The sequence below is a fragment of the Micromonospora sp. CP22 genome (assembly GCF_009712475.1).
GTDB lineage: Bacteria > Actinomycetota > Actinomycetes > Mycobacteriales > Micromonosporaceae > Micromonospora.
In genome coordinates this window covers 1-13079 of sequence record NZ_VCJO01000017.1, presented here as the reverse complement: position 1 = coordinate 13079, position 13079 = coordinate 1, and the positions used below count along the sequence as shown (strand labels likewise).

10 protein-coding genes and 2 tRNA genes are annotated in these 13079 nt (G+C 69.5%); 8 read left to right on the top strand and 4 right to left on the bottom strand.

Annotation, left to right across the window (positions count from 1 at the left end; all coding sequences use genetic code 11):
• Nucleotides 1-10 precede the first annotated feature (10 nt).
• Complete coding sequence (locus FF096_RS21755; protein ID WP_155221415.1) at nucleotides 11-721, bottom strand: class I SAM-dependent methyltransferase; 711 nt, start codon at nucleotides 719-721, stop codon at nucleotides 11-13.
• Between the two features lie 211 nt (nucleotides 722-932).
• Here FF096_RS21755 and FF096_RS21750 point away from each other — a divergent pair, with 211 nt between their 5' ends.
• Complete coding sequence (locus FF096_RS21750) at nucleotides 933-2756, top strand: hypothetical protein (protein ID WP_155221414.1); 1824 nt, start codon at nucleotides 933-935, stop codon at nucleotides 2754-2756.
• Nucleotides 2757-2769: 13 nt separating this feature from the next.
• Here the strand turns inward: FF096_RS21750 and FF096_RS21745 are convergent, their stop codons facing one another.
• On the bottom strand, nucleotides 2770-3486 hold the full coding sequence (locus tag FF096_RS21745; RefSeq protein WP_196222608.1) for a ferric iron reductase: 717 nt from the start codon (nucleotides 3484-3486) through the stop codon (nucleotides 2770-2772).
• 356 nt (nucleotides 3487-3842) lie between these two features.
• On the opposite strand from FF096_RS21745, the gene FF096_RS21740 reads away from it, so the two are divergent.
• Nucleotides 3843-5357: a peptide deformylase gene (locus tag FF096_RS21740; RefSeq protein WP_155221413.1), complete on the top strand. Its 1515-nt coding sequence runs from the start codon at nucleotides 3843-3845 to the stop codon at nucleotides 5355-5357.
• A gap of 165 nt (nucleotides 5358-5522) precedes the next feature.
• Here FF096_RS21740 and FF096_RS21735 read toward each other — a convergent pair whose 3' ends face one another.
• On the bottom strand, nucleotides 5523-6644 hold the full coding sequence (locus FF096_RS21735) for a globin domain-containing protein (RefSeq protein WP_309223730.1): 1122 nt from the start codon (nucleotides 6642-6644) through the stop codon (nucleotides 5523-5525).
• A 154-nt stretch (nucleotides 6645-6798) separates the two neighbouring features.
• Here FF096_RS21735 and FF096_RS21730 point away from each other — a divergent pair, with 154 nt between their 5' ends.
• A complete protein-coding gene (locus tag FF096_RS21730; RefSeq protein WP_309223729.1) occupies nucleotides 6799-7569 on the top strand; it encodes a type II CAAX endopeptidase family protein in 771 nt (256 codons plus the stop codon).
• On the opposite strand, the gene FF096_RS21725 is transcribed toward FF096_RS21730, so the two are convergent.
• The gene (locus FF096_RS21725; RefSeq protein ID WP_230462851.1) at nucleotides 7530-8189 is read right to left on the bottom strand and encodes a hypothetical protein; all 660 of its coding nucleotides are present in this window, start codon (nucleotides 8187-8189) and stop codon (nucleotides 7530-7532) included. The genes FF096_RS21730 and FF096_RS21725 overlap by 40 nt on opposite strands.
• 1419 nt (nucleotides 8190-9608) lie before the next feature.
• Between FF096_RS21725 and FF096_RS21720 the strand changes: the two genes are divergently transcribed.
• The 5 genes from FF096_RS21720 (at nucleotide 9609) to FF096_RS21700 (ending at nucleotide 12973) form a co-directional block, all read left to right on the top strand.
• A tRNA-Ser gene (locus FF096_RS21720) sits at nucleotides 9609-9699 on the top strand.
• A gap of 35 nt (nucleotides 9700-9734) precedes the next feature.
• A tRNA-Arg gene (locus tag FF096_RS21715) sits at nucleotides 9735-9807 on the top strand.
• Nucleotides 9808-10345: 538 nt separating this feature from the next.
• The gene (locus FF096_RS21710) at nucleotides 10346-10909 is read left to right on the top strand and encodes a hypothetical protein (RefSeq protein ID WP_230462840.1); all 564 of its coding nucleotides are present in this window, start codon (nucleotides 10346-10348) and stop codon (nucleotides 10907-10909) included.
• 276 nt (nucleotides 10910-11185) lie between these two features.
• On the top strand, nucleotides 11186-11845 hold the full coding sequence (locus FF096_RS21705; protein WP_155221411.1) for a class I SAM-dependent methyltransferase: 660 nt from the start codon (nucleotides 11186-11188) through the stop codon (nucleotides 11843-11845).
• A gap of 99 nt (nucleotides 11846-11944) precedes the next feature.
• The gene (locus tag FF096_RS21700) at nucleotides 11945-12973 is read left to right on the top strand and encodes an inositol monophosphatase family protein (RefSeq protein WP_309223728.1); all 1029 of its coding nucleotides are present in this window, start codon (nucleotides 11945-11947) and stop codon (nucleotides 12971-12973) included.
• The last annotated feature ends 106 nt before the right edge of the window (nucleotides 12974-13079 follow it).

Sequence of the window (13079 nt, the reverse complement as noted above, 5' to 3'; positions counted from 1 at the left end):
GGCGGGGGCGTCAGCTCGACGTGCGGGCGACGGCGAAGACGGACTGGCCGAACGGCGGCCGGACGATCTGCTCGGCGGCCTTGGTCGCCGGGAGGACGAGGGTGTCGTAGACCTTCACCATCGGGCCCTCCTTCGGCATCAGGCGGAAGACCTTGGTGGCCATGAAGTAGCCGATCAAGCCGAGCGCGTTGGCGTAGTGGATCTTCTCCACCCGGAGGCCCGCCTCGGTCATCGCGGCGGTCAGGGTCTTCTTCGTGTAGCGCCGGACGTGACCGGTGGCGATGTCGGCCGGGCTCATCGCGAACTGGAACGCCGGCACGATGATGACCACGGCTCCGCCCGGCCGGACCAGTTGGCCCATGCTGCGCAGCGCGCCCACGTGGTCCTCGATGTGCTCCAACACGTTGTACGAGACCGCGGCGCTGTAGTCGCCCCGCTCCGAGTTGGGCAGCAGCATCTGCCGTACCTCGATCGAGGGATGGTCGGCGAGGCGCTCCTTGAGGGCGATCAGGCGGTCCGGGTCCGCCTCGGTGGCGGTGAACCGGGGGAACTGCTCGCTCCACTCCAGGGCGTAGTCGCCGAGGCCGCTACCGATCTCGATGGGATTGTCGCCCAGGTAGGGCACGGCCAACTCGACGAACCAGCGCCGGTGATTCACCGCTGTGGCGAGACCCTCCAAGACCTCGGACTGCACGCGCTGATCCCCAGTGATTTCTGCCATGCGTCGATTCCTCACGATACGACTCGACCCGCGCCGGGACCGACTGAGTGAACCATCCGCCCGGACGGCGGGGATATCGGGGCCCTCGATAGCCGATTAACGGTCGGGGTTATGTGCACGATCGGTGGTGGTCAGCGAACTCGGCCGATACTACGCCAGTGCCCCGAACCCTGCACGGTGGCCACATAAGCCGACTACGCTGTGAATTGTTATGACTACTCCCGATTCGGGCCGACCTGTCGCGCAGTCCGAGGCGGGACGGGCCGCTGACCGGTCGGAGCGCTCGGCGGGCGACGGTCGCGGGCGATGGAAGGACGTCGCCGCCGTGGCGAGCTTCGCCGCACTCGGCTTCTGGGTGACCGCGCGGATGTGGTTGAATCCCGGCGACGGCATTCGGGACAACCCAACAGATATGCCCCAATTCGAGTGGATGATGGCGCATGGGGCGCGGGTGGTCACCGAGTTCGCCTATCCATTCACGTCAGACCGGATGAATGTGCCGGAATCGGTCAACCTGATGGCGAATACATCGGTTTTGTCCGTATCGCTGCCCCTGACTCCGATAACCCTGCTCTTCGGTACCCGGGCCGCGTTTCTGGTGTTTCTCACCCTCGGCATGATCGCCACCGCCACCGCCTGGTACTTCCTGCTCGCCCGCGTCCTACTGCCGGGCTCGCGGGGACCGGCCTGGCTGGGCGCCACCTTCTGCGCGTACGCGCCGGCCATGGTCTCGCACGCCAACGCGCATCCGAACATCGTGTCGCAGTACGTGGTGCCGCTGATCATCTGGCGTACGCTGCGGCTCGCCGAGGCCGGGCGGTGGTGGCGCAATGGTCTGCTGCTCGCCCTGGTGATCGTCTGGCAGGCGTTCCTGAACCTGGAGATCCTGCTGATGACCGCCATCGGCCTCGCCGTGGTGATCGGCGCGATGCTGATCGGTCGGCCGGAGCTACGGGCCCGGGCCCGTCCGTTCGCCGCCGGGCTCGGCGTCGCCGCCGCCGTCTCCGCCCTGCTGCTCGCCTACCCGCTCTACGTGCAGTTCTTCGGTCCCGGCGCCTACCGAGGGCTGCCTTGGCTGATCCGGGGCTACTCCACGGACCTGGCCTCCTTCTTCGCCTACTCGCGGGAGTCGCTGGCCGGTGACGCCCGCAGCGCCGCCGGGCTCGCCAAGAACCCGACCGAGGAGAACGCCTTCTTCGGCTGGCCCCTGGTAATCCTCGTGGTGGCGCTGGTGTGGTGGCTGCGGCGCAACGCCGTGGTGGTCGGGCTGGCCGTGCTCGGGCTGCTCTTCGCGGTGCTCTCGCTCGGTCGGGAGATCCGCTTCGACCGTCGTGACACCGGTGTTCCCGGGCCGTGGGCCCTGCTGGAGGACCTGCCGATCCTGCACTCGGTGGTGCCGACCCGCTGGGCGCTGGCCATCACCCCGATCATCGGGCTGCTCCTGGCGTACGGCGCGGAGCAGGCCCGTGAGGTGGCGGCCCGGCATCCGGACCGCCGGGCGCAGATCCGCTTCGTCACGGTGACCGGGCTGGCGATGGCGCTGGTGCCGGTGCTGCCCACCCCGTTGCCGACGAAGCGGATCGAACCGACCCCCGAGTTCGTCACCTCCGGTGCCTGGCGTCCCTACCTGGAGGGCGGGCGCAGCGTGGTGACCCTGCCGCTGCCCGACACCGAGTATGCCGAGCCGTTGCGCTGGTCCGCGCACACCCGGCAGGAGATGCCGATCGCTCGTGGCTACTTCCTCGGCCCGGACACCCGACCGGGCCGGGGCTTGGTCGCCCTGTTCTCCGCGCCACCCCGGCCCACCAGCAGCTTCTTCGGCACCATCCGGCGTACCGGCGAGGTGCCACCGGTCACCGGGCGGTCCCGCCAGGAGGCCGTGGCGGACCTGCGGTACTGGCGGGCCGGCGTGGTGATCCTCGGGCCGCAGGAGCACGCCGACGCACTGCGTACCGGGATGACCGAGCTGACCGGCATCGAGCCCGAGTACGTGGGTGGCGTCTGGGTCTGGGACGTACGCCCCCTGACGGGGTGAACGGCGGGCCGGCTCAGCTGCGGATGCAGCAGCCCTGGCAAACCTTCGGCTGGGGCAGGGTGAACGCCAGGCAGCAGGTGCGGCGCTGCACGGTCGGCTCGCCGTTCGGACCGGGTACCAGTTCCACCAGGTCGGCCAGGCCGAGCGCATCGAGCAGCGTGTCGATCGCCTCGACCGTGGAACCGGGCAACCCGTCGGCGGCGCGCAGCAGCCCGTGGGCGATGCCCGAGGCCACCGAGCCGAGCAGGGTACGGGCGCCGATGCGAACCTCGCCCTGGATCGCCGTGACCAGCGGCGAGAAGTGCCCGTCCAGCAGGGTGGCCCGCATTGTGGCGAGCAGTTCCCGCTCGTCGGCGACCACCCGGACCTGGGACGGCCCGGACAGCGCCAGCGGATCGTTGGGCAGCACCGCGACCGGGACCGACTCGCGTAGTCCCACGGTGACCAGGGCCCGCGGATCGGCGAAGTGGATCAAGGCCATGGTGTGGTCGAGTAGCGGCACCCGTCGAGCGGCGGCCCAGCCGAGCACCACCGGCAGCGCCGTCCAGTAGCTGTACGCCTTCCAGGCGAGCGCGGCGGAGGCGTGCGGGGTGCCACCCCAGAGCCGTACGGCCGACTCAAGCAGCTCCGGCAGTCGGGTGCCGGTCAGCGTGGTCGCCGGAGCCCATCCGGCCTCGTCGGTGACGAGCAGGCCCGGAGTCAGCCCGGGAAGGTCGTCGGTGCCGAACATGCTCCGCAGGGTCGCGGTGACCGGGGCCAGGGGTGTGGCTGCCGGATCCCTGAGGGGCAGCACCGCTGTCACCTGATCCACCCCCACGTCACCCGACCCACCCGATGCGAAGCCGTCATGGCCCAACTAAGGCTAGCCTAACCACACTTTCGGGCGCAGGGGAACCCGACGGAGGGGTAAGACAGGCGACCCGGGTCACGTGCCGGGCGATGACTACGCACAGTGCTGGCGCGGAGACTCGGGGCAGTATCGGTAGGAATCCCCCAGCAGTCAAGGCACTTGTCGACAAGGTGCCAGATGTGTGTGCGCCCGGCGACTCAACGTGAAACTTGGTACTCCCGGCCACGAGGAAGCTGATGACGACCTCACCGCTCGATCGGGCTGCCGACTCCTTCGCCGCCGAACTCGCCCGGCATCGAACGGAGCGGGGGCTGTCCAAGAAACAGCTAGCCAACCTGATGGGATTCGACCCCTCGTACGTCAGCCACGTCGAGGGGCGACGACACCGACCCACGGAGGACTTCGCCCGCCGCGCCGAAGCCGTCCTGGAGGCCAGCGGCGCGATCTGGCAACGCTTCCGGGAGTACGACGAGCTTCGTCACGCCCGCAACGAACGCCACCCTCGGGAACCCGGCATACCCGGCCAATGGATGCCGCCCGGCACCGGGCTGATCGTGGAACGGGAGATAGCCACCCTCACCCACACCGACGACTCCTACCGCTGCGTCATTCGACGTGAGCTGTACAACGCCGGTGTCGAGCCGGTCACCCGATACCTGGTCCGCGTCGCCGTCGACCGCTACCCCAACGATCCGGGCCGCTCCAACCGGCACCACCGGGAACACCCACTCAGCTTCGCCGAGCTGCAACTGTGCGCGTACCGCGAGGAGGCCGGCGAGCGGGAAGCCATGCACTGGCGCGCCAAACACGACCGGGACGCGTTCAAGGAGATCTGGCTGCTCTTCGAGAACGGCGAACGACGCTTCCCGCTCTACCCCGGCCGCCGCGCCACCATCGAGTACGCGTACACCGTCGGTCAGGACAAGTGGGGGCCGTGGTTCCAGCGGGCGGTCCGCGTACCGACCCGGCACCTCGCCGTACGTCTGGACCTGCCGGTGGCGCTGGACCCGCAGGTCTGGGGCGCGGAAACCTCGCTCTCGGCGGAGGAGGGCCCGCTGCGGACCGCGGTGACCCGAAGCGACGAGGGCGACCGGGCGATCTTCGACTGGGCGACCGACGATCCGCCGCTGAACGCCCGGTACCGGCTGCAATGGCGGTTCCGGGCACAACCGGAGCCCGAGGCGGAGGGTGGGCGAGTCCGGCCGTCCGACCGGATGCGTGGGCTCGGCATCGTCCAGCGCGGCGCCGACCTGCTCCGGCGGCCGGCCCGCCCGCTCGACCTGCCCCGCGAGGAACCGGTCGCCCGGGAGATCATCGACCGGCTGCTGGCCGCGCTGGCCAGGCTGGACGAACTGCACCCCTTCACCAAGGGAGTGGGGATCGCCGCCCCGCAACTCGACATCGACCGAGCCGCGACGGTGGTCCGCCCGCCGGACCGCACCGCCGAGCCGATCGTGCTGCTCAACCCCCGGGTGGTCGACGAGGCGCCACACACCGACGAGCAGTACGAAGGCTGCCTCTCCTTCTTCGACCATCGCGGACTGGTGCCACGACCCCTGCGCCTGGACGTCGAACACGCCCAGTACGACGGCAGCCGGATCATCACATCCTTCGAGTTCGGCATGGCCCGGCTGGTCGCGCACGAGATCGACCACCTGGAGGGTCGGCTCTACGTCGACCGGATGGCACCCGGAGTGCCACTGGTGCCGATCGAGGAGTACCGCGAATCCGGCAACCCCTGGCGCTACTGAGCCGATCACGCACCGCGTGTCGCAGCGCAACCCCGCCCGCCCGGGTGGGAACGACGGCCGGACGGGCGAGGTGGCGCGCGGGCGGTGCCGGTCCGCCCGGTTGGGGACCGGGGCGCGTGCCCCAGGGGGCAGGGGCACGCGCCCCGGTTCGGGGGGAGAAAAGTCCTACAGGTTGCCGAACGTGTCGTACCGGGTCTGCTGCGGCGGAACATCATCCGCAGCGAGCACCCGGAGCGTGGAACGCACCATCGACACCGAGCCGGAGACGAAGCAGTCGTGCGTCGTCCACGGGCCGTAGCGCGCCACCACGTCGGAGATGTCGCCCTGCTCGCCGTCGAAATCCGGGTCGTCGCTGCACGCCGGAGTCACCGACAGCCACGGATGGGCGGCGACCAACTCCCGTAGCCGGTCCAGACCGTAGAGATCCGCCTCGGTCCGGGCGCCGTAGAAGACATGCACCCAACGCGCCCGGTTGTAGCCGGCCAGCTCCTCGACCAGCGCCTTGATCGGGGCCAGCCCGACACCACCGGCGACACACAGGATGTCCCGCTCGGACGAGCGGTCGATGGTCATCGAACCCATCGGCGCGGCGATCCGCAGCAGGTCGCCCGGCTTGGTACGACGGACCAACGCGCCGGAAACCCAACCGGCGGCGTCAGCGGGCGTACGGACGTGGAACTCCAACACGTTGTCGTCGTTCGGTGCGTTGGCGATCGAGTACGTCCGCCACACCCGGGGATGATGGCGCGGCGTCTCCACGCTGACGTACTGACCCGCCTTCCAGGTCAGCGGGTGCTGGAGCGCCCGGCAGGTCAAGACCGCCGTGTCCGGGCCGTACCGCTGATGGGTCAGCACCTCGGCGTGCCAGAACGGTGGGTCGTCGTCCGATGCCGCTCCGGCGAGCATCCTCTCGGCGATCGCCGCGTACGCCTCCCGCCACGCCTGGTCGTACTCCAGGTTCCAGCCGTCACCGGCGATGCTGCGCAACGCGTCCAGCAGCGCCACGCCCATCGTGTCGTAGTGGGTCGCCTCGACGTGGTACTTGCGGTGATCCCGGCCGAGCGCGCGGAGGAACTCGTCGAAGCCCTCCGGATCGTCCACCGTGTGGATCGCCGCGATGATCGCTTCGAACAGTCGGTCACCCTGACCGGCCATCTGCACCGGGAAGAGCTTGCGCAACTCGGGGTCGAGGAGGAAGAGCCGGGCGTAGAAGTGACCGCTCAGCCGAACCCGGTCCTCCTCGACCAGGGTCCAGCTCTCCTTCAGCAGCCGCGCGAAGTTGTCCACCGGGGGCGCTCCTTCTTCTGACGGCGGATCGGGCCCATCCAGAATCTCCACGGAGCGTGTATGAAGGTCGCACAGAATGTGCGATCGCCTCGTGAAGGCTGTTCGGCGGAGGGTGAACGACACCCGGGGACGGCTGGTCGTGCAGAGTGGTCCGGTGACCGATGAGCTCGCCCGCCCGGTGACCCGCCGGACGCTCGGCACCGAGACGATGCTGGTACTCGGCCTGTCCCTCGGCCAGTCGGCCGTCTACGCCACCGTGTCGATCATCGCGAAGTTGACCGCCGAAGGCGGCCTGTCGCGGCAGACCGCCGCGCTGAACACCTCCGCGTCGACCCGCCCCTACCTGGACCTGACGTACCAGCTGCTCGGCATCACCTTCGCGCTGCTGCCGGTGCTGCTCGCCGTACACCTGCTGGCGCGCAACCCCGGCGACCCGGTGCGGACCCTCGGCCTGGACGCCGGACGACCCGGCTACGACCTGGCCCGGGGTGCCGGACTGGCCGCGCTGATCGGGCTGCCCGGCCTGGCGCTGTTCTGGGTGGCGGCCCAGCTCGGCATCAACGCCACCCTGGTGCCGGCGGCCCTGCCCGACCTGTGGTGGACGGTGCCGGTGCTGATCCTCGCCGCGTTCCAGAACAGCATCCTGGAGGAGGTGATCGTGGTCGGCTACCTGATGACCCGGCTGCGCCAACTCCAGTGGCGGGTCGGCGCGATCATCGCGACGAGCGCGTTGCTGCGCGCCTCGTACCACCTCTACCAAGGGTTCGGGGCGTTCATCGGCAACGCGGTGATGGGGGTGGTGTTCAGCCTCTTCTACCTGCGTACCCGCCGGGTGATGCCACTGATCGTGGCCCACGCCCTGCTCGACATCGTCGCCTTCGTCGGCTACGCCCTGCTGCCCCGGGAATGGTTCTCCTGGCTCTGACCGCCGGTGCCGTGCGGTGGGCGGTAAAGGGCGATGGCCCGGGCAGCCAGACGTTCGGCCCCCGCCGAGTTGCCCGCCAACGCGACCAACGCCGCCGAACCCGGCAGCAGCCGGGACGCCAGCCGTAGCGCCAACCAACCGCCCGCCTGCGCGGCCAGCGGTGCCGCCAGCCGCCAGGCCGCCTCGACCGCCCGAGGGCCGGGCTCCGTCTCCGGGCCCTCGGCCGCCCGCGCCGCCGCCAGCGCCGACCGCGCGCTGACGAGATCCGGGTGCACCTGGGTCAGCGCCAGCAACTCCACCGCCCGGTCCGGGTGCGTCGGATCATGGTCGTACGCCGCCGCCAGGTGCAGCGCCAGGTTCGCCTGCGACCAGAGCACCGCCGCCAGTTCGACCACCGGCGCGAAAACCCCCGTCAGTGCGGCGGTCGCCCCACCGACCCCGGCCTGCCGAACGAAGCGCCGAGTAGCCAGCCGAGCCAACCCGTGCGCGCCCGCTCCCGGATACGACTCCCGCAGCCGCCGCGCCCATTCGGCCGCGCCGGGCCCGAGGGCCTCCACAGCGCTCAGCGCCAACAACTCCGGGGCGAAGCCCGGGTGGTCGAGCACCCGCGCGCCGAGCATCCGCAGCTCCGATTCCGGCGTACGCCCCGAAAGGTCCCGCCCGGTGCCACGGTCGGCCTCAGTCGCGGCCCCGGGTCCGGCCTCGTCGGTCGCCGCGCCCGTGGTCTTCCCGCCCGTGGCGATTTCGCTCCTGGTCGTCTTGCTTGTGGTGGTCGCGCTCGTTGCGTCGTCGGCTGTGGGGGCGGCGCTTGTTGCCCCGGTGGTCCTGGTCGCCTTCCGGGCGGTCCTCTTCGTGGCCTTCCGGGCCGCCTTGATCGGTTCTGGCTCAGAAGACGACGGCGTCGGCTCGGTGACGGTTGGCGCTGTGTCGCTCGTCGCCCCAACCACGCCCGAGGCCGTGCCGGTACCTGTGTCTGGGGCTGTGGCGGTGCCAGCGCTTGGTGCCGTGCCGGTGTCTGCGCTTGGGAACGCGGCGGTCCCTGTGCTTGAGGTCACGGCAGTACCTGCGGCTGGGGCGGTGGCGGGGCCCGCCCGCCGGGCGGCCTTCCTCGGCTTCTCTACGGTGGCCGACTCGGCCGCCCGCTCGTCGCCTGCCCGAACCCTCTTCCGCGCCGTTGCTTTCGCCGCCTTCCGCGCCGGAGCCTTCCCGGCCCCGGCGGCTGCGTTGTCAGCGCTCTCGCTGCCCGGCACCGGGTCGGAATCGGGAGGCTCGGCGCTGGAACCGGATGATTCGGTCGTTGCCGGTAGCGCCTTGCTCGGGGTGGTCCTCTTGCGGGCTGGCCGAGGTCGAGTGCCAGCCTGAGCCGCATCCGCTCCAGTTGTCCCCCCGAGCGGCTGTTCTGGGGTCTGCCTCGCCCCGGCGGCATCCGCTGCCGCCGACCGGTCAGTCTGACCACGGCGACGCGACGCAGGCACCGAAGCAGCCTTTTCACCGGCCGACGGCGCGGCGGCAGCCTTCTCACCGGCCGACGGCGCGGCGGCAGCCTTCCCGACGGCCGACGTCGCGCCCGCTGCCTTTCCGGCGGTCGGTGACGGGGTGCCGTCGCCCCGGCCGGTCGCCGCCGACTCCGCGCCAGCGGCGAAGGGCTGCACCGGCGTGGTCGGCGGCCCGGACGCAGTCGAGCTCGGCTGGCGCGGTAGCGGCTGCTCCGGCACTGGCGGCGGCTGAAAGAGCACCCTCGGTGCCGCCTTCGCCCGCCGAGGACGGGATTTCTCCTGCTCCTCCCGAGGTGCCGGTTCCGGCGCCGGAGGCGGCGTGAAGGTCGCCTCCGGGGAGCGTCGACGGGCTCCCTCAGCAGGCTCACGGCGGTTCTGCTCGCTGGGCGACTGCTCCTGCATGTCGATGGAGCGTAGTCCTGATCACAGCAACGTACAGCGGGAGACGTTCTGGCACCCTGCGTACGGCTCGTTCCGGTAGTCGCTTTGCTCCCGGCCGGGCCGGGCCTGTATTCTCGGGCGCGGTGGTCTGCGGACCACCGGGGAGACTTCGCCTAGTCTGGTCTATGGCGCCGCACTGCTAATGCGGTTGGGGTCTTAAAGCCCCTCCCGGGTTCGAATCCCGGAGTCTCCGCGCGAAGGCCGGGTGTGTATGCTGGCCGAGCACCAGCGCCCGTAGCTCAACGGATAGAGCATCTGACTACGGATCAGAAGGTTAGGGGTTCGAGTCCCTTCGGGCGCGCAAACGATCAAGGCCGTGACCAGCGGAAACGCCGGTCACGGCCATTTTCCTTCCCACTTCCGTGGCCGTGTTTCCCGTCTGTTGGGACGGTGGTGCTCCGTTGGTGCTCGAGCGTCACCGTGCGGTCCGGGTGGGGGTTCGTGCCGGGTGGTGCTGACCAGTGCGTTTGTGTGTCGCCTGGTCTGGATCATGGCCGGGTGCCGTATGTGAGGGTGGCCTACTGTCCACTGCGGTCTTTGTGGTGGATCTTGTTTGTCTGGTGGTGCCTGTGGCGGTTGGCCGCTATTGACCTGGGCCCGGTTCGGCGGTGGGGTGTCCGGGTGCCGGTCTGGGGGAGTGCCGGTGGTGGCGGTCGGGGGTCGGACGGGCATCTGATTCCGGCACGGCGCCGGTGCCGCAGAACGTGGTGGGTCATGGCGGCGCCTTCGACCGGTTTTGCCGTGCGTCCTGCGTGGGTGGATCCCAGCAGGGCTCTCGTCACGGGCGGCCCGGCGGTCGCCCGTACGCGGTCTGGTCGGTGTCGCCCCGCCGAGCGCCGGTGACCTTTGCGGCGGCACGCTGGCGCGTGCCCGGCAGGGCGGATCGCAGGGCGGCGGGATCCGGCCTGCCGGGACAACCGGCGGCGCGCTGTCATGCCGAATTGAGGATGTTTCGCTGGCGGCTGTTCGGGCATTATGACGGCATGCCGTTGCAGCACGGTGCATACGTTCCCAACGCGTTGCTGGGTCGTCTCGTCGGCTTCCGTCTCTACTCGGTCGAGTTCGTCATGGACTACGTTCAACTGCGTTTTGATGGTCCGACGGACGACATGCCGGTCCTCAACTGCGATGTGTTTCCCGTCGTGGAGACGCCGACCAGTCTGATCGCTCCGGGGCAGGTGGGCTACGCCGACGCGTTGCGCGCGTTCATACCGGGCCACGTTGTTGCGACGGTTGAGGAGACCGGCCGTGGCCTTCGGATCGAGTTCGACGAAGGGGCGATCTGTCTGCATCCCAAGGTCGACGAGGTTCTCGGGCCGGAGATCGCGCTCTTGAGTGGCTTCAGGGACGGGCGCTGTATGTGCTGGCGTCCCGGCGAAGAGTCCTTCGAGGACTTGGTATGACGCGCTCCCAGGCCGCTCGACGCCTGGCGGTGCCACTGCACATCCGACCCTGTCCTCTGGCGCGTGGATACCGACATTCCTGTTCCCGATGAGGACGAACCGCGATTCCTCGCCTGGCTGGCCGAGTCGTAACAGCGCACGCTCATACCGCGATCGGGTCGTTACGCCATGCAACTTTGCTGTGGGTGGAGTCGAATTTTCTTTTCAGTGTTGAGCTCGGCGTCCTGAGGTAGATTCGCTGCCGCGACGGCAGTGGATGGGGAGGGTCAGCGGGGGATGGACGCCAGTACTGAGGAGCTGCGGGACGCGCACGACGTGTTGTCGGAGTGGTATGCGGAGAACCTGGTCGGGGTGCTGGAGGGCATGCCGGTCGAGCGCGCGATGCTCGATCTGTTCGCCGAGTTGACCTTGGCTGTGGGTGCGGAGGTCGCGGACGTGGGCTGCGGTACCGGGCGGCTTCTTCCGTACCTCGCGGGTCGGGGTCTGTCGCCGTGCGGGGTGGATCTGTCGCCGGGGATGGTGGAGGTGGCGCGGCGGGAGCATCCGGGTTTCGGCTATGAGGTCGCCGATCTGCGGGAGTTGCCGTTCGGGGACGCGTCGCTGGCTGGGGTGGTGTGCTGGTTTTCGTTGATCTTTCTGGCACCGGAGGCACGGGTGCGGGCGTTTGCCGAGCTGGCCCGGGTCGTGCGGCCGGGCGGCTATCTGGTGGCGGCGTTCAAGCACGGCGACGGGTCAGGGCATCGTAACGGTCCGGGTAGCCGCGTCGGGAGTCTTGGCGTCGACTTTGATCGGTACTGGCTTTCGGCTCGGGAGATGGAGGACCGCTTCGCCGCCGCCGGGTTCGCCATGGTTTTCCAGGGCAGCACCCCACCCGAGGGGGCGGAGCCCTCGTACGGGTACATGCTGGTCTGCAAGATTGGCTCCGCGAACGCGTAGTGCGCGGATTTGCCGCACCTGGTGCGGCGTTCATGCCGCGAGTCGGGCCTTGTTCACGGGTTGGTGCGGGTGCGTAGGTCGTGTGGCTAGGGTCGCCTCATGATCCTGACGGATGCTGAGGTTGCCATTGCGGCAGCTTTCGCGGGGACCGAGGTGGTCGTTCGGGACTACGGTGCGGACCATGTTCGCTTCGCGAAGTCTGCGACTGACTTCGCGACCGGCACGGACCTGGAGGCGGAGGCCGCGATCGTGAGGGTCCTGACGCGTCACCGTCCCGCCGACTCAAGCATCGGCGAGGAGACCGGGGGGTCTGGCTCCGGGGCAGCGAGACGACGCTGGCTCATCGACCCGCTCTGCGGCACTGTGAACTTCGCTGCCACCACACCTCTGGTCGCGGTCAACGTCGCGCTACTGCAAGACGGGATAGGCTGTGCCGCCGCCTGCGCCGACCCGATCGCCGGCGAGGTCTTCTGGACCGACGGATCGGCTGCCTACCTGCGCGCCTACGGCAAGGACCGTCCGCTGGCTCCGTCTGCGGCCTCCGGCCTCATCGAGATCAACTGCGACGGCCCTCTCGATCGGCCGTTCGTCGGCGGACAACTCGTACATGATCCTCAGGTGCGCGGTGCTTACGGGCACCGCGTCATCTCCTCTACGTTGGGGCGTGGCCTGGGTAGCAGCCGGCCGAAGAGCGGTATACGTTTCCGATGGCACCTTCCACGAGAACCTCCACTTCGCGGCGGGGATCGCCATCGCCGAGGCGGGAGGCTGCACGGTCAGCGACCTGGCGGGAGACCCGCTGAACACCGGACGTGGCCTCATAATCTCGGCCGACGCGGCCACACACCACGCAGTACTGGCCCTCGTCGAGCCCCACCTCGAAGCAGTCAACAAAGCGAGCTAACGCTGCGCCCCTGCTTTCCCGAAGCGCGCCCGAGCATGGATCCTGCACTCGTAGCCGTGCCTACAGCCGCCGGCGACGAGGACCAACGAATGTCCGAGACCACCAGTAATCGCGGCGGTAGCGATAAACCCCCCATGCCACATCGGACGCGAGGGCCTGATGTGCTGCGTTACCGCTTCTGTGCTCGGTACGTCCGGAGCCAGGGCGATTGCGTAGTCGGCTGACGGGCTGCTGACCAGGGATTTCGAGACGGGTTTGGCCTCTGTGGAGGCGCAAGGAGCGGGTGAGGCCGCATCGGTGATCATGGAGTTGCGACGCTTCACGACTCCG

Excerpts from the sequence above, each read along its gene's own strand:
- FF096_RS21755 (WP_155221415.1), bottom strand. The coding sequence starts at position 721 with ATGGCAGAAATCACTGGGGATCAGCGCGTGCAGTCCGAGGTCTTGGAG.
- FF096_RS21750 (WP_155221414.1), top strand. The coding sequence starts at position 933 with ATGACTACTCCCGATTCGGGCCGACCTGTCGCGCAGTCCGAGGCGGGA.
- FF096_RS21745 (WP_196222608.1), bottom strand. The coding sequence starts at position 3,486 with ATGTTCGGCACCGACGACCTTCCCGGGCTGACTCCGGGCCTGCTCGTC.
- FF096_RS21740 (WP_155221413.1), top strand. The coding sequence starts at position 3,843 with ATGACGACCTCACCGCTCGATCGGGCTGCCGACTCCTTCGCCGCCGAA.
- FF096_RS21725 (WP_230462851.1), bottom strand. The coding sequence starts at position 8,189 with ATGCTCGGCGCGCGGGTGCTCGACCACCCGGGCTTCGCCCCGGAGTTG.
- FF096_RS21705 (WP_155221411.1), top strand. The coding sequence starts at position 11,186 with ATGGACGCCAGTACTGAGGAGCTGCGGGACGCGCACGACGTGTTGTCG.
- FF096_RS21700 (WP_309223728.1), top strand. The coding sequence starts at position 11,945 with ATGATCCTGACGGATGCTGAGGTTGCCATTGCGGCAGCTTTCGCGGGG.